Source organism: Pseudomonas sp. FA117 (assembly GCF_057370475.1).
Map to the genome: position 1 here is coordinate 3086488 of NZ_CM170675.1, position 20856 is coordinate 3107343.

21 protein-coding genes and 2 pseudogenes are annotated in these 20856 nt (G+C 55.3%); 12 read left to right on the top strand and 11 right to left on the bottom strand.

Going from position 1 to position 20856, the window contains the following annotated elements; genetic code table 11:
- Positions 1–487 precede the first annotated feature (487 nt).
- Entirely contained in the window at positions 488–763 is a 276-nt protein-coding gene (locus AC1TXO_RS14160; RefSeq protein WP_486402336.1) for a hypothetical protein, read from the bottom strand.
- A gap of 316 nt (positions 764–1079) precedes the next feature.
- On the bottom strand, positions 1080–1754 hold the full coding sequence (locus AC1TXO_RS14165; RefSeq protein ID WP_486402337.1) for a hypothetical protein: 675 nt from the start codon (positions 1752–1754) through the stop codon (positions 1080–1082).
- A 926-nt stretch (positions 1755–2680) separates the two neighbouring features.
- Between AC1TXO_RS14165 and AC1TXO_RS14170 the strand changes: the two genes are divergently transcribed.
- Positions 2681–3238 (top strand): carboxymuconolactone decarboxylase family protein, encoded by a 558-nt coding sequence (locus AC1TXO_RS14170; RefSeq protein ID WP_486402338.1) that lies wholly within the window; start codon positions 2681–2683, stop codon positions 3236–3238.
- 173 nt (positions 3239–3411) lie between these two features.
- Positions 3412–4413, top strand: a complete 1002-nt coding sequence (locus AC1TXO_RS14175) for an AraC family transcriptional regulator (RefSeq protein WP_486402339.1) — start codon at positions 3412–3414, stop codon at positions 4411–4413.
- Here AC1TXO_RS14175 and AC1TXO_RS14180 read toward each other — a convergent pair.
- Positions 4397–4783: a hypothetical protein gene (locus AC1TXO_RS14180; protein WP_486402340.1), complete on the bottom strand. Its 387-nt coding sequence runs from the start codon at positions 4781–4783 to the stop codon at positions 4397–4399. The genes AC1TXO_RS14175 and AC1TXO_RS14180 overlap by 17 nt on opposite strands.
- Here AC1TXO_RS14180 and AC1TXO_RS14185 point away from each other — a divergent pair.
- On the top strand, positions 4776–5282 hold the full coding sequence (locus AC1TXO_RS14185) for a YkgB family protein (RefSeq protein ID WP_486402341.1): 507 nt from the start codon (positions 4776–4778) through the stop codon (positions 5280–5282). The two genes, AC1TXO_RS14180 and AC1TXO_RS14185, sit on opposite strands and share 8 nt — an antisense overlap.
- A 61-nt stretch (positions 5283–5343) precedes the next feature.
- Here AC1TXO_RS14185 and AC1TXO_RS14190 read toward each other — a convergent pair.
- The 6 genes and pseudogenes from AC1TXO_RS14190 to AC1TXO_RS14215 form a co-directional block, all read right to left on the bottom strand.
- Positions 5344–5752 (bottom strand): annotated as a pseudogene (locus AC1TXO_RS14190) (transposase); the annotation flags it as partial.
- Between the two features lie 162 nt (positions 5753–5914).
- Positions 5915–6532, bottom strand: coding sequence for a nitroreductase family protein (locus tag AC1TXO_RS14195; RefSeq protein ID WP_486402342.1), 618 nt, complete (start codon positions 6530–6532; stop codon positions 5915–5917).
- A gap of 140 nt (positions 6533–6672) precedes the next feature.
- Positions 6673–7695, bottom strand: coding sequence for a cupin domain-containing protein (locus AC1TXO_RS14200; protein WP_486402343.1), 1023 nt, complete (start codon positions 7693–7695; stop codon positions 6673–6675).
- A gap of 322 nt (positions 7696–8017) precedes the next feature.
- Complete coding sequence (locus tag AC1TXO_RS14205) at positions 8018–8563, bottom strand: carboxymuconolactone decarboxylase family protein (protein WP_486402344.1); 546 nt, start codon at positions 8561–8563, stop codon at positions 8018–8020.
- A 237-nt stretch (positions 8564–8800) separates the two neighbouring features.
- Entirely contained in the window at positions 8801–9775 is a 975-nt protein-coding gene (locus tag AC1TXO_RS14210) for a cupin domain-containing protein (protein WP_486402345.1), read from the bottom strand.
- Between the two features lie 178 nt (positions 9776–9953).
- Positions 9954–10670: a glutathione S-transferase family protein gene (locus tag AC1TXO_RS14215; protein WP_486402346.1), complete on the bottom strand. Its 717-nt coding sequence runs from the start codon at positions 10668–10670 to the stop codon at positions 9954–9956.
- A 220-nt stretch (positions 10671–10890) separates the two neighbouring features.
- Between AC1TXO_RS14215 and AC1TXO_RS14220 the strand changes: the two genes are divergently transcribed.
- A complete protein-coding gene (locus tag AC1TXO_RS14220; RefSeq protein ID WP_486402347.1) occupies positions 10891–11754 on the top strand; it encodes a patatin-like phospholipase family protein in 864 nt (287 codons plus the stop codon).
- 43 nt (positions 11755–11797) lie between these two features.
- On the opposite strand, the pseudogene AC1TXO_RS14225 reads toward AC1TXO_RS14220, so the two are convergent.
- Together AC1TXO_RS14225 and AC1TXO_RS14230 are read right to left on the bottom strand one after the other, a co-directional pair.
- Positions 11798–12047, bottom strand: a pseudogene (locus AC1TXO_RS14225) (tyrosine-type recombinase/integrase); the annotation flags it as partial.
- A 322-nt stretch (positions 12048–12369) separates the two neighbouring features.
- The gene (locus AC1TXO_RS14230; protein ID WP_486402348.1) at positions 12370–12885 is read right to left on the bottom strand and encodes a DMT family transporter; all 516 of its coding nucleotides are present in this window, start codon (positions 12883–12885) and stop codon (positions 12370–12372) included.
- On the opposite strand from AC1TXO_RS14230, the gene AC1TXO_RS14235 reads away from it, so the two are divergent.
- The 8 genes from AC1TXO_RS14235 to AC1TXO_RS14270 all read left to right on the top strand — a co-directional run bounded on the left by AC1TXO_RS14235 (position 12884) and on the right by AC1TXO_RS14270 (position 20839).
- The gene (locus AC1TXO_RS14235) at positions 12884–13561 is read left to right on the top strand and encodes a glycine betaine ABC transporter substrate-binding protein (protein WP_486402349.1); all 678 of its coding nucleotides are present in this window, start codon (positions 12884–12886) and stop codon (positions 13559–13561) included. The genes AC1TXO_RS14230 and AC1TXO_RS14235 overlap by 2 nt on opposite strands.
- A 113-nt stretch (positions 13562–13674) precedes the next feature.
- Positions 13675–15000, top strand: a complete 1326-nt coding sequence (locus tag AC1TXO_RS14240; RefSeq protein ID WP_486402350.1) for an OprD family porin — start codon at positions 13675–13677, stop codon at positions 14998–15000.
- Between the two features lie 557 nt (positions 15001–15557).
- Positions 15558–16295, top strand: coding sequence for a hypothetical protein (locus tag AC1TXO_RS14245; RefSeq protein ID WP_486402351.1), 738 nt, complete (start codon positions 15558–15560; stop codon positions 16293–16295).
- Positions 16296–16408: 113 nt separating this feature from the next.
- Entirely contained in the window at positions 16409–16624 is a 216-nt protein-coding gene (locus AC1TXO_RS14250; protein WP_486402352.1) for an AlpA family transcriptional regulator, read from the top strand.
- Positions 16625–16628: 4 nt separating this feature from the next.
- Positions 16629–17507: a ParA family protein gene (locus tag AC1TXO_RS14255; protein WP_486402353.1), complete on the top strand. Its 879-nt coding sequence runs from the start codon at positions 16629–16631 to the stop codon at positions 17505–17507.
- A 14-nt stretch (positions 17508–17521) separates the two neighbouring features.
- Positions 17522–19057 carry a ParB family protein gene (locus AC1TXO_RS14260; RefSeq protein WP_486402354.1) on the top strand — a complete coding sequence of 512 codons (1536 nt, stop codon included), beginning with the start codon at positions 17522–17524 and terminating at the stop codon, positions 19055–19057.
- A 16-nt stretch (positions 19058–19073) separates the two neighbouring features.
- Positions 19074–19625, top strand: a complete 552-nt coding sequence (locus AC1TXO_RS14265; RefSeq protein WP_486402355.1) for a DUF2857 domain-containing protein — start codon at positions 19074–19076, stop codon at positions 19623–19625.
- Positions 19619–20839: an STY4528 family pathogenicity island replication protein gene (locus AC1TXO_RS14270; RefSeq protein ID WP_486402356.1), complete on the top strand. Its 1221-nt coding sequence runs from the start codon at positions 19619–19621 to the stop codon at positions 20837–20839. Before AC1TXO_RS14265 ends, AC1TXO_RS14270 begins: the two co-directional genes overlap by 7 nt.
- The last annotated feature ends 17 nt before the right edge of the window (positions 20840–20856 follow it).

A 20856-nucleotide genomic window follows, 5' to 3' on the forward strand; every position in this document is an offset into this window, starting at 1 on the left:
TGGTGGCTGGCGGCCAGCGAGCCTCTTACAAAACGCCACAGAACGTAGAGCAGTTTATTAACGCGGTTGAGCTATGATTGCGATCCAAATATTTTGTGCCGTGGCATCATCATGTTCCGCTTCAGCAGAGATGCGAGCACGCCAACACCGTATCGCCAGGCCCTGATCGAGGCGTTCCACTGGGCAGTTTCGTCGCTGGCCACCGGGATGCTGGCAATCGCGGCAGATGGGCAGACCGTGGGGTGCGGATTGAAGCGGATCAGCGGGTCATTGCCAACAGCCCGAATGACGATCAAAGGCAGCCCTCAAAAGACAGAAACATACCGAGGCCTGAAACGGTCGCCGGTTCGTAGATGTGCCTGCTGGTACGAACATCATCTATCGAACCGACGTTGAGCCGCCAGACCCTCAAGGCCCATTGTTTATTGTGCTGGCTTGCGTCTCTGGGCTGCCTGCGCAGGCCCCCAAGTCGACAGCACTTATTTCATCAACCTCCGCCCATGCTGGCATTTTCTGTGCGGGTCAGCACGCGCAAGGTCAAGGCAATACACTTATCAATATCTCCGTCTTCCTTTGCCTTCATACCGTCTATCTTCGCCTGCTTGAGGTCGCCGCCTATCCCCCCGCCTAGTTTTTGGCCTGCCGTATGAAGCAAGTCGTCAATTTTGCGCAAGTTGACGTCGCAGAGATTTTCTGCCGCGTAGGATGGGATCGAGACAACGCTGGTAACAACGAATAAAGTCAAAGCTAATTTAATGTTCATCACTCACTCCGGCGCTCGTTCGAGAATTTGATATGTGGTCTGTTGATGTTTGCCGTACCTCCATCATTTGCATTTGCCATTCCTGATCAGGCTATTTAAAAAACGTTGCATACGAACCAGGTATGTAGCACCTTTTCTTATTTCGCACTCATACTCCAGATCGCGCACAGGTGAACCGTAAAGGAAGCCTGAGGAACCACCCTCGGTATACTAGCATTCACGACGGAGCGCTAATTTCAAAAAAGTGCTAATTTTGCCGAACCGGCCACGATAGGTTAACGTGCCCGGGACTGGGCCAGTGATAGCTAAGCGTGAGTCATTCACGCCCTAAAGACCGATGAACCGCAGGCTCAGCGCGCGGCTGTGCGGATACAGTGCCAGCCACCGACTTATAACCGAAAGTGATACTTTCGATACTGGCGGCGAGCCACACCGAATAGGCTAGCAACTCGATCCCCTCCTCCGCGGTTGTTTTTGCAAGCCGCACGTAGCCCTCGCCTAAAATCAGATGCCAAAGCTCGCCCATTCCAAACACACGAGAAAAGAGAAGGATACTTAACCCCGTCGTCATCGCACCAAATGTGTGAGTACCCGAAAAGCAGGCAAAGTCGCGCATCGTCGCTTGCCGATTTCGTTCATTGAGTGAATATGACAACGAGACGAACGCGATAACGATAAAGGGCCAGCACCAGGCACTATGGCTAAGTGGATCGAGCAGACCGTCCAACTCTCGCATAAGCAGGCACGAAAAAAAGCCCCCCACCAGCACGTTTAGACCGCGCCTTTTTCCTTTCCATGCAGCTGCAAAATATAGCACAGCGCACATGAACAGCATCATCTCTTGAGCCACCTCCACGAAAGACAACTCAACTATTTTTGTTTTATATACTGCTATATCCATCCAGATCAGGCCCAATGCCAATCCGCATAGCCCAAGCTTCCAAAGCAGTACCCTGCATGACACTTGAACCTTGTTTTCACCGGAACTCATCAAGTATTTCTCCGCGATCATCGTCAGATAACGCCTAGGGCGCACGGGGCAGCGCGGCGTCGTGCAGGTGACCACCTTAGCCTCGCCGACCCAGCGCATTCTTTCAAAATATTGCTATAGCACTTCCTGTTCCTCGAGAAGCGCCGCGAATATATGGCGGAAAAACCCGCAAGCTGAATGACCCACGCGCCAGGATCTGGCAAGCAATCCCGCAACACCGAGTCGCTCGCTGGTGCCCCAACCCGATACTGCAGCAATCATCTAAAGAGCCGCGCCGGACTGGCCAGTCGCGGCGGATCAAATTCGCACAAGCATATACTTATCATTAGCGATGACGCGTGCACTTTCTAAGTCCGAAGCCAATGAAATCAAGCACGATTTTGAAATACCGAGCCGAGTGGCGTGAGTATGCTCTAAATAATGATGGGGACTTGAGCCAATGCGTGCTCGAAGGTCACCATTGCGCGTGGCTAGGCAAACGCCTATCGCTAAAATTTAAACATGCAACACCATCATGAGTTGTCATTCAAACAACCCCAAACGCTGTTCCATGAACAGTTAACCTTAAAAATTTATAGCGAGACTGGTAGTTATGTAGATCACCATCAAGGCCGTCGCAACGCGCCCATTGTGTGTCGCACACTAGCCCCTTCGAATACTACGCTAGGGAATTCATATCAAGCGCCGATGACGATCGATACTTGCTCTTCACGAGCGACAGCGACACCATTTCAAGCCGCATGCTTTGGCAACGATATATGTTTGGCGCAGGCACCGACTCACAAGGAGGAACTGACGCTAGCCGTTGGCCTGTTGCTTGATTCGTCCACCCTCAACGGACAACAACCTTACTCGTCAAAACAATAATAGCCCGCATTGTAAAGGCATCCCGAATAAAGATGCTTTATAAAAAAGGAATAGCTCCAATGTCTCGTTTACCCTCGACCCCCACTTCGACTGCCAAAGGTATTACTGCAGAAATTTATACTGAAATAAAAAAATCAGCCGGCATAGTCCCCAATGTTTATGCCGCCTTCGCGTCTCATTGCCCGAATGGACTCAAAGCAACAATCGATTTGGATAAAGCGATAAGCGAAAGCAATCTTACCGAAGCCGAGATCACCGCCATCAGATTGCAGGTCAGTGTAGAACTGAACTGTGAATACTGCATAAATGCGTATGCCTTTCTCGGCCAGTTCTCCGACTTAGCGAAATCTGTAATTGCAGATATCATTCACAAACGCCCCGCAGAACATGCGCAGATGGACGCCATTCTGAATTTCAGCAGAACCTTGATTAATTCCAAGGGCGTGATTGACATTGAACATATTCATAAAGTCATGTCAGCAGGTTATACAGAGAAAAATCTCATTGAGATATGCCTGATCGTCAGCAATACCATTTTGATCACCTTGATCAACAGAGTAAATGATACAGCGGTCGACTTCCCATCCTATCGCACAGAAGATGGCTGCGCCGGATAAGCAAGCGCCTAACGCCTGTTGATTTCAAGATACTCTTAGCTGTCACGGACGACAGTTTTTTGGCAACGTTTATCAGGTCTATGGCACTACGAAGCCCTGGCGAAACCAACCGAATGATAGACGGTGAGCAAACAAGTGCTATAATACATTGTTATTGTACACGGGTGTTTCAAATGGATATATTAAGCAAACTCCTTTACCTGATGCCGGTCACTGGTAAACTGGAGACCCGATGTCATTTTAGCCCGCCCTGGTGCCTTGAATACGCGGCATCTGGCCCAGACGAAATTCCTTACCACATCCTTCTGCGCGGCTCAGCCCATGTGGATGACGGTTCTCACCCTATTACCGTTATGCAGGCAGGTGATATTTTACTGATACCCTCTGGTGTGCCCCATCTATTGTATGAGAATGGCGATGGGCCTGTGAATGTGAAATCGATGCGGTGTGTTAAAGGTTTGCAAATACGAACCAACGGCACACAACTCTTGCCCGTTAACATGTTGTGCGGGAAATTCATCCTCCCTGCGTCGCATAAAACACTCTTCGAAAAAACTTTACCTAAGCAACTGGTGATCCGCAGGCGACCGGACAACCTCTCGAATGACCCCGACATCGATGAAGAAATTTCCAGCACCCGCCTGGCTCGATTAGTGAATTTGATGCATGAAGAAGCGTTGGAGCAAGGCCCTGCTAGCCAACAACTTATGCACCATCTGTCGGGCGCACTCTTCTGCGTAGTCATGCGCCTAGCGTGCTCAAGCGATGCGCCCCCCACCGGTATATTGCGGCTCTCTCAGCGACCTAGGCTTGAACCTGCGTTCAACGCGATTTTCGAGGATTACGCCAAACCATGGACATCCGATGAGCTTGCAGCCCTGTGCCTAATGTCTAGAGCCACCTTCGCACGTCAGTTTACTGAAGCCGCAGGGAAATCAGCGAGCGAGTTGCTGATCGACATACGTATGACGAAAGCTAGCAAGCAGCTCGCCGAGACCTCCGACTCCATCGCCACGGTCGCGCAAGACAGCGGGTATAAGTCGGATGCGGCCTTCCAAAAGGCGTTTAAAAGGCACACTGGGATAACGCCCGCGCAGTGGCGAGCTATGTCATTGGAAAATATAGCGCTTTCTGCCGAGTGCGGTCCCACCGAAAACATCACGCATCGCCGCTGAAGGCTGAATCGAGCGACGCTCCACCCACGCAATTTTCATCAGCAAGGCTTGCCACCATTCCCGATGCGAGCTGATGGTGATCGGGAAGATGTCGCAGCAACAGAATAATGCCGTATCGCCACCGCCGTAGTACTGCGCAGTACGGGCACCGTATGGCGTCAGCAGCCTGGGTAGGCGATGCAGGGCGGCGTTGCCCTGGATTCTGGATGATCTGCATCAAATTCGAGACGTTCAGCAGCCAAAGAATACCTTTCACGTTGCATGATGAAGCCGTACTCAGACGTGCTATTCGCTTCGAATCGATGTAGGCGATGAACACCGTGATGAACAGCCCTGCAGCCACGATACTTTGGAGATTGCTAATGAACACTTCAATTGCTGAACGTACCCATGCCGCTCGCTCTTTTAGAACGGGCTTAGGTACCCGCGTCACTCGCATCGGGGTTATAGGCATCTATTTTGCCATGGCCGTCATATACTTCTGGTTTGGAGGCATGAAGTTCACCGGCTACGAGGCAAACGGTATCCATGGCTTTGTCAGCAATAGCCCCCTGCTTTCGTGGATGTACAATTTCATGAGCATTCAGGGCTTCTCCAATTTCCTCGGAGTACTTGAGGTCTCCGTTGGCCTGCTCATCGCCGGCCGAATATTTTCAGCTAAGTTCTCAGCCGTGGGCGGTGTGCTCTCGGCAGGCTTGTTCATTACCACGCTTTCATTCATGATCACCACGCCCGGTGTATTCGAACCCAGCTTAGGCTTCCCTGCGATATCGGTGGTTCCTGGTCAATTTCTGCTGAAAGACCTAGGCCTTCTCGCGGCTTCAATCTTCATTGCCGGCACCTCCATTACCGAACTCGAAGGGAAATAACCCCCCCTGCTGCAAAGGGTCTTCTGTGCCCTCAGAAGACCTTTTGGCCTAGTGTGGTATTTCAGAAGTACCGCGAAAAATCACTTTCCCAGCGCTCGTGCTGCACTGCACGAGCGACTGAGGCGAGAATATCTTCTGCCTTCTTATGCCACCGAAACGTCTTCGGATTCTACTTGTAAGTTTCCAGGTAGTGCTCAATCGAAGCCTCTAAATCTTTGACGCTAACGTGTGCTTGCCGCTTAATCCAATTTCTCGCTCAGCGTTGTGAAAAAGCGCTCGACCAAATTAAGCCACGAGGCCGAAGTCGGTGTGAAATGGATGTTGTAGCGTAGACGCGCCGCAAGCCAGGCTCTGACTTTGTCAGTCTTGTGCGTTGCGTAGTTATCCATGATCAGATGAACCGGCATATCGGCAGGCACTGACGCATCGATCACTCTCAGAAAAGCGAGGAACTCAGTACTGCGATGCTGGCCCGTTTCTTTAGCCCTATGGTGGTCAGCGTACGCGATGAATAGGGCGCGAGAAAGTCGGGTTGATGGACCCGCTCACCGCGGGTCGGTAGTGTTCGGGACCCAGCACAGCGCTTGCGGCAGGGTAATTTTTACCCTTCCGGTTACCAAAAGCGCCGACGATCAAGCAAATTCCAGTACATCCGCTATGGGCATGCGCGGCTTTTGCGGCCAATTGCCGGCGCGCTCTGGTCCAACGCTCAGCAGCATCACCGGAATTTCATCGTCGAACAGGCCAAATTGGCGATGCACCGCTTCGGCATCGAAGCCAATCATTGGTGTTGAACCCCAGCCCAGCGAACGCGCGGTGTAAATGATCGCCGCCGTGCCAAAGGTTGCTGTGCGCACCGCTTCATCCCGCTGCTGTTGAGGTTGGTCATCATACAAACTGCGCGCCGGCTTTTCCCACTCAGGCACCAGGTGGCCGGGCATGATGCCGGCTGCTACCACCGGCGCTAGACGATTAGGGATAGTGCTAGCATTGGCCAGTCGACCGATGACGATAAAGGTGACCGCGGCCTCGGTGATTGCGGGTTGGTCCCATGCAATGGGTCGCAACCTAGCCTTGGCCTCGGGCGTCCGTACAGCAATAAAACGCCAGTTTTGCAGATGGAAGGAAGTTGGCGCACAAGTACCGATGCGTACGAGGTCACGAATCTGATCATCGCTCAGCGTGGCGGCAGGATCGTAGTACTTGGCGGAGCTACGGCTCAAGATATTTTCAATGACGGGGTTGTTCACGGTGTTCGCACCTTGGAAATGGTTGGGCGGCCTCACTTTAGAAAAACCAGATAGCGGCTTCGAGACCCTATCTGCTCAATCACCTGCCCAAAAGGATCAATCGGAACATCAACATGTAAGCACCACATGTGCCACTGGGCTCAGACCATCCTCAAGTCTTTCCAGGCAGAGAGATCAAGGTCTTGAGGATCGCGGGGAGTGTTAAGGGCACCAGAGTCTTTCGACATTCGGCGCCACTGCCTTGGCGTCATCCCTAATTTTTTGCAGAATACACGGCGAAAGGCAGAAACGGATCGATAGCCTACAGAGGCCGCAATCGATTCCGTGGCGATGGACGTTTTGCTCAATGCATTGGCCGCCAGGCCCAGGCGAATGTCAGTTAGCAACTCAAAGGCAGAGCAACCCAGCTTGCCCTGAAAACGGCGCATGAAGGTAGTTCGTGACATATTGCAAAGCTTGGACAAGTCCGGCAAATTCCAGTCTCTCGCCGGATTGGAAAACATGGCTGAAATAGCAGGTTCAAAGCGTCGGCTTCCAGTAACCGCCAATAACCCCGTCAAAACGATGCCGGATTCGCTCGCTGTGCGTATGACGAGGGTAAACAAGGCGGCGCTCAATGCTTTGAAAACCGCGTGCCCGCCCGACTTGTCAGCAGAGGATTCCCCACGCATCAGCGCAATGAGGCTGGCTAGTCGACTGGCGCCTGTATTCGTCAGGCTTTCAGTTAGCGTGCAGCTGGACTTCACGATTAATGTCCGGGGAAAATAAACGCGCAGAAGCCGATCGTGAGGGGCGTCGATGAAAAGTCTGCCGCAAAGCATCTCAAGGCGCTCACCGTGGCCGTCGTTTTCACTGAGCATCCACCCTGACAAACTTTGATACTGACAACTACGGTGCGGCCTATACCCACTGCCGTCGTGCAAGGCATGGGTTGTACCGTGTAACAGCAGCACCACATCGCCCTCTGTCAATGTCGCTTTTTCTCCCGTGTCGATATCTTCAATCGTAGCCCGCCCATTAAGCACGATATGGTAGGGAATCTCCAACGCCGACGATCGCCCACCAGTCATCGACCACGGTGCCCGATAGACACAGCGTTCTTCAAGTTGCCCGCTAATTGCGATCATTTTTTGAAAGTGGCACAACCAATCGAGTTCCTTCATGTGTAAACCTCACCCAATTGAAACCGGCCGGCCCGTGTTGATCGTTCCGCGGAACAGCCATCGCGCCTCGCTGACCCGGTAGCCTCCGGGCCAGCGACGCTCGACGGAAGCGGACCTGCAAGCCTTTGGTGCCGCCGCTCCTAACAATCCTGATGATCATGCCAGTTAAATGCCGACCTTCTCTCGGTCGGGTGTCGGTGAGGTGTGTAGCTGCAGCGGCTCAAGGTGGCGCAACGGCCGGCGCTTGAACATGCAACGACCAAGCGGCCCTCGCTAGTTTTCCATTGGCCAGCCGCGCCGTTATATGGCGCGGCCGGTTCGTTCAGATTGCGCCTGCAGGAGTGACTGCAGGGAAATCTTTCTCTGGCTCGAAGACGTTATTGAAGAAGTTGGTCAGCGAGTACATTGCCACTAGGGCGATAATTTCCATGATATTCGCATCTGTATAGCCAACATGACGAATCGCCTGCAGGTCCGCGTGGTTGACTTGGCCGCGGGCCTTGACAACTTTGCGTGCGAACTGCACCGCCGCATCGCGCTTCGGGTCAGTCGCCCGGCCCTTGCGTGCCAGCATGATTTCTTCGGATGGCATCTTCGCCATATGCTCAGCCGTGAAGCTGTGAACACCCAGGCAATAGTTGCAACCATTCACTTCGGAAACGGCGAGCCCAATGCTGTCTCGAGTCTTCACGTCGAGCGCCTTGCTCAGAGAGCCGAGCAACGTCGCCCAAGCGTTGAACGCAATCGGACTTTGCGCAAAGCTCGCCATCATGTTTGGGGTGAACCCCAACCCCTTGCTGAACGCGTCGAGCGTTGCTAGCGATTCGGCTGGGACTTGTTCGGATTTAAGAACAGCAGTTCTAGTCATGCGATGTCTCCGTCGTTTGCTGCGTCGATTTGGAGACTTCACTCTAGGCCTACTCGATAACTCATTCGAGACCGCATAGGATCAAGAGAATGCCAGAAAAGATCAATCAGGATTGCTGCAACGCTCCATCAGATAGCAACGTTCGTGGCGGCCGCCGCGGTCGGCAAGACGCCAGGGCATCCAACATCGCGGGCGACGAATAAGTCGGATCAAATCAACCCGCCTGCTAACTGCGATTCATGACGATACGTAAAATTCGCTCGAGCGGAGTGCCTGCCGTCGCCATTGCCCTGGTGTTATGCCCATCTTGTCGGTGAACGCGCGCCGGAAAGCAGCCACTGATCGGTAGCCGACCAAGTCGGCCACAGCCTCCGTCGTCATAGTCGTCTTTTGCAATTCATTAGCCGCCAAACTCATTCGGATGTCGAGCAGCAGTTCGTTGGCGGATCGTCCTAGCTTGTCGTGGAAATGACGCATGAACGTCGCGCGCGACATACTGCAAAGCTCGGCCAATTCGGGCAGGCTCCAAGGGTGCGCAGGGTGGGTGAACATGGCTGATATGGCCGGGGCCAGTCGCGGATTGCCAGCAAGCGTCAACAAGCCCGCAGGCGCTTGTGCAGCTTCACTGGCGGCACGCAGCACCAATGCAAACAACGCAGATGTCAGCGCATTGAGAATGGCACCTGCGCCGGGCTTATCGTCGGCGGATTCCATACGCATGATCCCCAGTAAGCCAGCCAAATGGCTTGACACAGAAAGATCATTGTCTGCCAATTGACTATCCAGAGTCCGGACTACCAAATCCACTGGCAGATAATCTCGAATCAATCGATGATGAGGTGGCGCTATAAAGAAACGCCCGCATAACATATCCAGGCGTTCTCCCGTACCTAGATTTTCACTGACCTTCCACCCCGCTGCGCTCTGGCGGAGGGAGGCCGCACCAGGCACTTCGCCGCTGCCATCGTGCAAAACATGTGCCTCACCCTGAGGTAGCAGCACGATATCCCCACCCACGAGCTCTCTGGTGGTGCCACTCGCCAAGTCCTCGACGAGGGCTCGCCCCTTTAGCACAACATGATAGGGAATTACGTGTGCCGCAGATTTTCCCCAACTCACACGCCATGGCGCACCATACGAACAACGGACTTCCAGCTGCCCAGTGACGGTGACCATTTTCAAAAGCTGACTCAACCAATCGATGTTGGACATGGAATCTCCATAGTTCTGAAGCATGCCGACACGGGCGAGCACCGCCCTGTACCCAAGCCCATCAACCAGCCAAGCAGCCTGCCCATGCATGCCACCTCCACCCTCTAAAGCACACGTTGGGATGCCTTGGACGACAGCAGGCGCCACTGCGCCTGCGATTTAGTGAGGGCTTCCCCATTCAAACGCGTTTACATGCTGCAGGCGGGTAGTTCGACGGAAAGAGCGCACGCCGGGTCTCATCATCATTCACCGTTTTGAAGGCGTGACACTTGAAAAGCGCTCTCGCTCGGCATACTGCCGAGCGCGCGTCAATGTTGGCAAACCAGCGCTGTAACTGGGGAAACGCTGCCAACGGATCATCAGAGCCTTTGAATACACGTGACGCACGGTCGATCCAGCCCCAGGCCGAAATGTCGGCAATGGTGTACTGGTTGCCGAGAATGAAATCGCGCCCAATCAAATGATCGTTGAGCACCTGATAATGGCGGTCAGCCTCGCGACGATAGCGATTGACTGCATAGCCAAGCCCCTGCGGGGCAGCATATTGAAAGTGGACGGCTTGCCCCGAAAACGGCCCGAGACCCGAAGCCACGAACAACAGCCAAGACAGAAGTTCGGGACGATCTTCCGGCTCGCCGAGCAGTAGGCCCGACTTATCGGCCAGGTAGATCAAGATAGCGGTCGAGTCAAACACGCGCGCTTCCCGGCCTGCAGGGCCATCGGTATCGATGATCGCCGGCACTTTGCCGTTCGGGTTAACAGCCCGAAACGCCGCCGTGTGCTGCTCGCCTTTGCTCGTGTCAATGGCTATTGCCTGGTATGGCATAGCAGTTTCTTCGAGAAAGAGGGCGACTTTGGCTGGGTTGGGTGTAGGGTGGAAAAAAAAATGGATCATAACGGCAGCCTCATGCGAATGCGACGGGATGAACAGGCTAGCTCAGCACCAACGTACCCAATTGTCGACGCTTTATATCTCATAAACTTGCTCTTCGAGCACGTCCCGCCTTTTTTGGCACCTTTCTGAAATAGCTACGCCCAACATTGAGGTAGTCTAATATTCATAAAAGCTGCGCGAGTGGCTCGTTTAGCATGAGAATTTTGATAGGAGAGCTGGATTGTCTATTGAAAAAACTGCACTCGTTCTCGCGGGGGGTGGAAGCCTGGGCGCAGTGCAGGTTGGCATGCTGCAGGCACTCGTTGAAGTGGGTGTTACATTCGATTTAGTCGTGGGGTCTTCTGTGGGCGCTATCAATGGCGCGTACTTTGCAGCGAGGCCGAATGCTCAAGGGGTCTCCGAGCTTGCCCGCTTCTGGCGTGACCTACGCAAGTCCGATGTATTTCCGTTTTCGCTTTCCGATACATTGATAGGCGTTCTGTTGAAACGAGGTCACCTACTTCGTGCGTCGGCTTTACAAGCCTTACTGCATCGATCATTACCAATACAACTGATCGAAGAAGCAGCGTTGCCGCTCCACATCGCTACCACAAACTTACTCACTGGTGCCGAGGAACTACTATCCCGTGGCAGCCTGGAAAAAGCGTTGCTCGCCAGCGCGGCAATTCCATTAATATTTCCCACGGCACGAATTGATGATAAATTTTTAGTCGATGGCGGCGTGGCCAGTAACACGCCGATTGCCAGCGCAGTGATACTGGGCGCAACGCGCATTATTGTCGTACCCACGGGGTTCGGTTGTGCTAGCACTAGCCCGCCTAAAGGCTTGGTGGCACTAGCCCTGCATTCGCTCAATCTCATGAGTATGCGCCAACTTGTACGGGACATTGAGCTATACAGTCCTAGGTCCACTATAAATGTGGTACCACCGTTGTGCCCATTGGACACATCGGTCTTCGACTTCAACCATACAAATCAACTGCTGCAGCGGGCGTATCAATCGACTCGGTCCTGGATCCAGGAAGATGGGCTGCTCACTTTCGGCGTACCTCATACCTTGCAGGAACACACCCATCATTTTTAGTCAACTTTCAGGGAAAATCTCATCGCATACCTCGCCTGTGTCTGAGCCTGTCAGCAAAGCCCATATGGCGCAGCGCACTGTTCAAAGTGTTCTCGCTGATGCGTTTGCTCAAGTCGCTTCGATGGGCAAGCAAATGCCGCCACGCGGGCACTACGCGATCAAGCAGCAGCCACCACTTCTATCGCCTGGACTGACAACGGAACGATGTATGGCGGCACCTTGGACGCACTACTACGGCTCTTGCGCATCTTGAGCTGCAATTGCTTGACCATCTCCGGCGGAATGCCCCACAGCAGATGCCGGGTGATGTCATGAATGGAGCGGTCGCCGATGTGCGGAAGAAAATCTGGCCTCAAACTTTCCGGATACTTCCGGTTTTCGGTGGTTTCCGCTGGAACGAAAAAAGGGCCATAAGGCCCTTTTTTCAATGACTTACAGACTTCCATGAAACTCTGTAGATCGATATTTGGAGCGGGAAACGAGACTCGCATCGGGCTTGCGAGCTGTTGAAATCTAAAGGTTTTCAGCCATCCCTGAAAACGGGATAGCCTTGATTCTGGACTCATTTTCGACGGTAAGCAACACAAGGGTAAGACTTGGTCCGCCAGTGCGGAATCAAGTGGATGATTGCCTGGGACCAATATCACGCTCAGTTGTGGTTGACCTGCAATCCAGACGCGCGTGCAACCGACCGCCAAGCTGAACAACCCCCACGCCCCCGAGAATGAGTAGCATCGCCACCCACTCACTCGAAGTCGTAGGCTCCCCTGCCACCCTACCTATCAACAGAGCCACCACCGGTGGTATATACGTCACCACAGACGCAGCAACTGCACCCTCACTTTCGACCAAGCGATAATAAGCTATATAAGCGACGCCAGTGCTCAGTAAGCCTAGGCCAATCACGATACCAATCATCGCCGACGGCCTGGATGCGAGATGAGTGATGCCGGTCATTGGTGTAATAATAGCCAGCATGGACAGGGCAGCGCCCATTTGGTAGGTGGTGAGCGCTACAGCAGGTATTCTCAGTGGAGAAATAAAACGCTTCGTATATACGAATGAAGCCCCGAAACACAGCGCTCCGATCAGCATGTACGCCCCCCCCTCGGAATCAACAGTCTGAACCATGGCCCAGACGACGGTGTACAGCAGGACGAAGAGTGTCGCACAAGGCAAAATCGACGTCTCTTTCGAAGTGTGGCTACCAACATCAGATCGCCCGGCCTACGAAAGCATCAAAGATAAGGTTGAGTTGATAGGCCCTTGGTTGAGTGAGGCAAACCTAGGGTTGGCAGTTCCGGATTACGTCAACATAGACAGCATTGAGCAACTCAATGCATCGAAGGACCAGTTCCAGTGGCGCGGAAGGCCGTCTATATTCGGTATTGATGCGGGCACAGGGTTAATGGGGCTGACAGACAAAGCTATCACCTCGTATCAGCTTGAATACAACCTGCTGCCATCGTCGGAGGCTGCAATGCTTCAGTCCTTGGAGCGTGCCATGCAGCGCAAAGAGCCTATCGTGGTCACATTGTGGAAGCCACACTGGGTATGGGCCAAGAAAAATCTTCGCTACCTGAAAGACCCTAAAGGTGTGTTCGGCACTACCGACTCAATTTATGGAATTACATCAAAGTCCTTTAAAGGCAACCACCCCGAAGTCGAGCGCTGGTTCCAACAATGGAAAATGGACGAGAAAACCCTAGACCAGTTGATGTCAACCATCAATGACAATGGCAGCTCTAAACCTGAAAAGGGAGCTAAAATTTGGATTAACGCCAACAGAGCGGTAATTGATCAGTGACTTAAATAAATAAGAGCGCAGCACGCTAGGCTGCGCCTTACTCAAATACCTAATGTAGTAAGCACATACATAACACTGCTCCTCATAAAAAACCTAGAACAGAGGTTTACTCCGTGTCTCATGCTTACATTCAGCCTGGGCTCTGCGCCGCATTGTTCATGATTAGCCTCCCGCTTCTGGCGGCCACTGAAAAAAAACCTGAAGAGGGTTTTATCGAGGGAAGCTCCCTCCAAGTGATCAACCGTAATTACTATTTTAACCGAGACTACCGTAGTCGTGACGATGGTGTATTTAATGGTCGTCAACAAAGCTATCGAGAAGAATGGGCGCAAGGCTTCCAAGGTTTTTTCAAGTCTGGCTATACAGCTGGCACTGTGGGCATCGGCGTAGACGCTCATGCACTACTTGGCATCAAGCTTGACAGCGGCGGAGGCACTTCAGGCACAGGTTTGCTACCACCCAATAGCCAGCGAGCAGCTGACGATGAGTATTCCGCAACGGGGGGATCCATCAAGCTCCGCGCTTTCGATACAGAAATCAAAGTCGGGGATCTCTTCCCGATCACGCCCGTTTTCCAACACGGCGATGGCCGCCTACAGCCCCAGAGCGTCCATGGCGCGTCTTTAACAAATACCTCAATCGACGGCCTGACGCTTCAGGGCGGGCGCGTGCATTCCACCCGCAGCAGGGCTAGCACCAACCACGACGGAGAGCTGTTTACGGAGTACGGAGGCACGACGTACGACTCCGCAAGTTACTTTGGCGGTGACTACACCTTTGCAGGAGACGGGCTTCTGAGCTTGTACCATGCGCGGTTTGATGATGTCTGGAATCAAACCTACGTCAGCCTTTCAAAGACTTTCGTGCTTGATGACCATAACTCCCTAGGGCTCGGGGCCAATCTCTATCGCACTCGGGATCAAGGTAGCGCCCGAGCTGGCAAAATCGACACGGACAGCTGGAGTAGCTACGTCCGATTCAAGACTGGACCGCATGCGTTTATGCTGGCCTACCAGCGCATCGACGGCGACCAGCCCTTCGACTATCTGGGTGATGGAGACTCAATCTACCTCGCTAACTCAGTCTATTACTCCGACTTCAACTCGCCTAATGAGCGTTCTTGGCAAGCCCGCTACGACTTTGACTTTGCCTCGTTAGGCATCCCAGGGCTTAGTTTCATGACCCGCTATCTTCGCGGCTCGAACATTGACAACTCCAAAGTCGACCTCAACGGTGCTTACTCTTATTACGCGCCTTTGGGGGATAATGGTAAGCACTGGGAGCGCGATATCCAATTCAAATATGTAGTGCAAAGCGGGCCCGCAAAGAACCTCTCGTTCACGGTCCAACAGACCAATCACCGTGCTAACTCAGCCCAAGCCGATGGTGATGTTGACCAGATCCGAATCATTACTCAGTACCCTCTAGAAATTCTCTGAAACTGGCCGGACGAGCCTGCAGTCGCCACGGAAGGCGCATCAGCAACCGAAAATGGTCACCGCCTGATCACGAGCGGCACCCACTCGAGGTACGGGTAGTGCATTGAGTATGTCGGCGCTCATGCCCTCGATACAGCACTTTTCGGTGCTGACCCATGGCGGCCATCAGGTCGGCTTCGTTAAGGCGACCGAAGCGGCGAAGGCCAACGGCATCCTGTGGCATCTAACCGCTCCCCGCAGCCGGTGAGACAAAATACCGACGTTGCAGCTGCAGGTTCTCGAGGCAAAGTCTCATAGGGCAACTCCCCCGTACCTGCGTATTGGGCACCCGGTACAGCGATCAGCTTTTTATGCTTAATGTATTCTGCAGGATCAAGAGCAGAACATGGAGGTAAGATCGCGTCGAAACCTGTCGCAATCGATTCAATTAGGCAGAACTCGCCTTTCAGACTCTGGTCACCACCACTGGATCCCAAAAAACGTTCGGATCTGGCTCGCTGATTTGAGGCCTGCTCGGCCCCGCAGCGAACAAGGATAGTTAAGCAGGAGGCTGTCCCATGGTCTCGTATAGAAGTTCCTATCACCCCATCGATGCGGCAATCCTTTGGTGCGATCTCGCCGATCACGAAGCCGAAATTCTGCACGTAGAGCTAACGCACCCAGGCGGCTTGCTCAAGCACTTTCCCCAATGGCCTACGCTCCACCTCTACGCTGAGCGCATCTGCGACGCAATTATCAACGGAGAGTTGCCCGCAACCTACCTGGGAGGCCCCATTGGGTTAAGCGACCCCGTGCAGCGCGCCTACTGGTCCATTCGCCACCCAGATTTGTACGGTTGGTTCGCCCGCACCTATCCGCACGAAAAGCCAGCATTTCTGTTTTCCCGGGAGAGTGATCATTCCCTTTGCGTAAGCCTGGGCGTGCATCTCGCACTTCAAGCGGATCGAGATGTTTTGCTGCGCGAGCTCGAAAGCCTGCGTCGCACGTATGCGGCGCTCTGCGACAAGGAGTCGCCTGAACTCGACGATCCAACCAAGGCAAGAAAATCCAAGTCGAAATCCGGAGTCCTATCCGAAAATGCCGCACTTCTGCTTTACGTGATCGTAGGTGCCCTGCTCGCGCTGATGTTGGGCAAGACGGAGAAGGGCCTTCCTCGATCCATCTTCGACGATCAGGCAGCGATCGTTGATGCCATGACAACGCTTTTCCCGGGTGTCCGGGGTTTGAAGAAACGCACCCTTGATCGGAAATTTGCGGAAGCCCGACGCCGATTCGCCCAAGCCGGGCGGGCATGAGCCGCGATTGCCAGGCAATCCGAGCGATTGCCTGGCAATGACTTTCAGCGATTCCAGTTGTTGACTGAATGTCACATCCCACCACGCGCCATTCGGTGCTAAGGAGTGACATCATGCAACTGACAGCCCCCACCTCCGCTTCCGCCGACCGCCACATCATGCGGCGAGATGAGGTTGAACAAAAAACCGGCTTCAAACGCTCACACATCTACAACCTGATGAAGGCCGGACAGTTTCCCCAGTGCCGGCGTATCGGCACGCGGGCTGTCGGGTGGGATTCGCTCGAGATCGAGCAGTGGGTGACAGAGCGCCTTTCCACCGGAGATTGAGATCATGAAAGTCTTCTCGTTGATCTCGACCAAAGGCGGCGCTGGCAAGACCACGGTCGCCGCCAATCTCAGCGGCCTGCTGGCTGATGCGGGGCTGCGGGTGTTGATGTTGGACCTGGACAGTCAGCCTACGCTGTCCAGCTATTACGCCTTGAATTTACCGCGTGAGGTCGGGTGCTACGAGCTGATCACCGAAGGGCTCACGGACACACAACAGATCATCACGGCTACGGTCATTCCGCGCCTGTCGCTCATTGTGTCCAACGACCGAGCGGGTCACTTGAGCACCCTGTTACTGCATGCCGCCGATGGCCGCCTGCGCCTGCGCAATCTGCTGCCGGCGTTCGCCGACCAGTTCGATGTGATGATCGTGGATACCCAAGGTGCCCGCAGCGTAGTAGTGGAGATGGCCGTGCTGGCCTCCGATTGCGCCCTGTGTCCCCTCCCCCCGGAAATGCTCGCTGCACGCGAACTCCGGCGTGGCACGCTGGGGTTGTTCGAAGAGCTCGAGCCGTACCGGTATTTGGGTGTGGCACTGCCGTCGGTGAAGCTGCTGCTCAACCAAGTCAATGCCAACCGCCGCGACACCCGTTTGATCATGCAGAGCCTGCAGAACACCTTTGAAGGTGATCCGCATGTCAGCGTGTGCGACACGGTCATTCCGGACCGAGTCGCGTACCTCAACGCCGCGTCGCTGGGGCTGCCGGTGCATCGCGTCGAAGCCACGCCTCCAGCCGGTAGCCGAAGCCGCTGCGCGGCGGCTGTCATGACCAGCTTGGCGATCGAGCTGTTTCCCGAATGGGCGGACAAGCTCTGCCTGGCGACCGTGAACGGTCGCCGGCTAGCACCTGCCAACAGCAGTCGACTGGCCGGGCACAGTTGATCGGAGGATGCAAGATGAAACCGCCAACCTCCGAAGACGTCACCCGCCAACTGCAGCAGGCGCACTTCCCGCAGAAGAGCCGTGAACAGCCGGCCAACCCGGTCGGTGAAACGGCAATGGTCGTGACGCTGGAGCAATTGCGACCCTACGAACTCAATCCTCGCGTGGTCCGCAACCCGCTGTACGACGAGCTTAAAGCCTCCATTCGCGAACGCGGCCTGGACCATCCACCGTCCATCACCCGTCGGCCCAACGAGCAGCACTTCATCATTTGCAACGGCGGCAACACTCGCTTGAGCATCCTCGGTGAGCTGTGGCAGGAAACCCGTGAGGAGCGCTTCTTTCGTCTCAACTGCCTGTTCCGCCCCTGGCAGTCCGAGTCATATGTGTTGCTTGGACACCTGGCGGAAAGCGATCTGCATGGCCAACTGGCGTTCATCGAGCGAGCGTTGGCAGTCGCGAAGCTGTTTGACATGCTTCAGGAGCCCGGCGAGGCCCTCAGCCAGCGTGAGTTCGCCACACGCTTAAGCAAGGGTGGGTATCCCGTCTCGCAATCGCACATCAGCCGCATGTTCGATGCACTCGAGTTTCTCCTGCCCTCCATTCCTCAAGTGCTCTATGCAGGCCTCGGCAAACCCAACATCGAGCGCGTGATTACTCTGCGACGCCGAGCAGAGTCGACCTGGAATCAGTATTTCGGTGATCCCCAGCAGTTTGCGCTGCTCTGGATGGAGGTGCTGTCCGCCTTCGATGACGAAAAACCCGAGCTGGATACCAGCGAGCTACAGGATGAGCTCATCGCCAAGATGGCCGTGTACCTGAACCAATCGCCGCGAGTCCTGGCGCTGGATATCCAACAGGACTTTCGCGCGCTGTCGAACCCGGCACCGCCAACGCCGTGCCTGTCGCGACAAGCCGCAAACCCCAGCCCAGCACCATCAGCGGATCAGGTTATCGAGTCAGTACAGATGCCTAAGTTGCCGCACGTTGATCCAGGCGTGGCCAGAGTTGAAAGTACTCCCGATCCGAGGCCTCGGCTGCCGCATATCCTGCAAGCGCTTGGAAGCGAATCGTCCGGGACCGGGCCATCTGAGATTGATGATTCAGACCGAAGCACCACGTCCCCGGCGGACACCGGATTTGAAGCTACCGATGACATCGAAGGCCTGCGGGAACGCTGTGCCGAGCTGGCGCAGAACCTGGCGGTTTACGCCGATGCCGACGACTTGGTGCGTCGGCAATCAGAGGGCCTCGGCTTCATCCTCGCTCAGGACCAGGACGCCACTCTCACCCCTCGACGCACGGGCATCCAGCTGCTGCTCTCGGCGCTGCTGCGTCTGCAGGACGACGTGGCCTGGGCGCAACGCCAACAACTCCCTGCCGCCCTGTTTGGGCAATTGCTGATTGGCGCTTACGACCTACCGTTTGCCGAGCGCCCGGCCCTGACCATTGGCCTCGAGCGCTTACCAGACGAACAGCTTGAGCAGCTGTTTGCCCTGATCCGCCATGCTCGGCAGCTGATCGATACCACGCTGTCGACCCTTCGCTAACGTGAGGAGCCACCTCATGACCACGACTTTCAACCTGTTGAACCATGCCATGTTGAACCAGGTGCTGCATGAGCTGCGCCACGGACGCTTGCAGCGCTGCAAAGCGCTCGGTCTTGCAGATGAGGACATTGAGGTGTTGCAGTCGCTGCCGCCGACCACGCTGTCGCAACTGGCGCATTCGACGATCAGTTGGGTAGAGATTAAGGTGGATACCACCGTGTTGCGACGGCTGATCGCCCAGGCCGAGCGGGATGAATTGAACGAGCGGTTGATCAACCGAGCCCTGAAGCTCGGCGCCAGCTCCAGCATCATGTACCGCTGCTTCGGCCTGGACCATTCGGAAACCGCCCTGCGCCGGCGGGTACTCAAGATCGAAACCCACCGCGGTCGACCGGTGCAACTCACCGAGGCGCAGGAGCATGCGGTTTGGAACCGCTGGAGCCAACTACGCCATGAAGACCCGGAGAATGACCCCCTCGACGCGATGATGATGCTTGCTGAAGAGCAGCACATCAGCCTGACGCTAATCTGGCAACAGATCGAACTGTACGGAGGTGCCCCATGCTGAGCTTCTACGAGGTCGACTGGCAGGACGTCGTGCGCCAGTGCTACGACGCACTCCGGCGGCGCTTGGAATGGCAGGCCGCCCAGGCAAAACTGGCAGAGGCCGCTGCTGCAGAGGCTCCGGTACGCACCATCTACTACGGCGACAACGATCCACTACCGCTGAAGCTGTTGCACGACCGCCGCCTCACGCCGCTGGAGCGCAATACCTGGCAGGTCCTGCGCTGGCTGATTACCGAGCGCAAGGTGCGGACACCGCGCTATCAGGACCTTCAGCCCTACCTGGCCACCAGCCCCTGCGGTACCCAGGCTTCCCGTGAAACGATCGCCCGGGCGCTCAATGTCTTACGCACCACCCGCTGGCTCAGTCTGGTCGAGCGGTCGCGGGATGCCCAAGGCTGTCTGCGCGGCTGCGTCTATGTGTTGCACGGAGATCCGTTGACGGCGGCCGAGCAGCTGGAGCTCGACAGTGGCTACCGGTCACTACTGCTACAGAATCTGACCCATGCCACCAAGGGCGTCAGGGATGTCACCGAGCATGTGATCGCGGACATCCAGGCCGACCCCAAGGTGGTCGCTGTCGACAAGACCATGCTTGCGACGCCCCCGGCCGTGGCGGAGCAACACTCGCTGCCGCTGACCAACCACGAGGCGGCGGATTCCGAACGCGGCGAAAGTCACCCGGTTCGGAATCTCACGACCCCGGGGCCGGATTCCGAATCCTGCGGCAAACTCCCGATTACCGCTGCCGTTCGGAATGCCGACGACGGCCGTACAGTACAGAAAGACAAAAGCAAAAAAAGTACAGTACTGGCGCAAGTGGAGTTCGGCCGAGCGCGCTGGCCAGAGGATCTAAAACTGAGCCCATCCGAGCGGCGCATGGCCTCCCAGGCGATGCGCCCGCTCGAGCCGGAACAGCAACAAGCGGTAATCAACGAGGCGGCGGTGCGATGCGCCCGCGGCGAGATCCGAAAACCGGTCGCCTATCTGATGGGTTTGATCAAGCGGGCGTGCCGCGGCGAATTCAACCTGTGGGCCGCACGCAGCGATACCACTGCTCCAGAGCACACACCTCGGCGCACGCCGACTGCGGCGCCGGAAGCTGAACCACCTCGCGAGCGCCGGCAGCCCGGAGATCAGCGCACCGCCTCGCCACTTGCTCTCGCCTGCCTGGAAGAACTCAAACTGCGTTGCCGCGTCCCCTCTGCGTCGACCTAGTGCTGGAACGCAGTGGA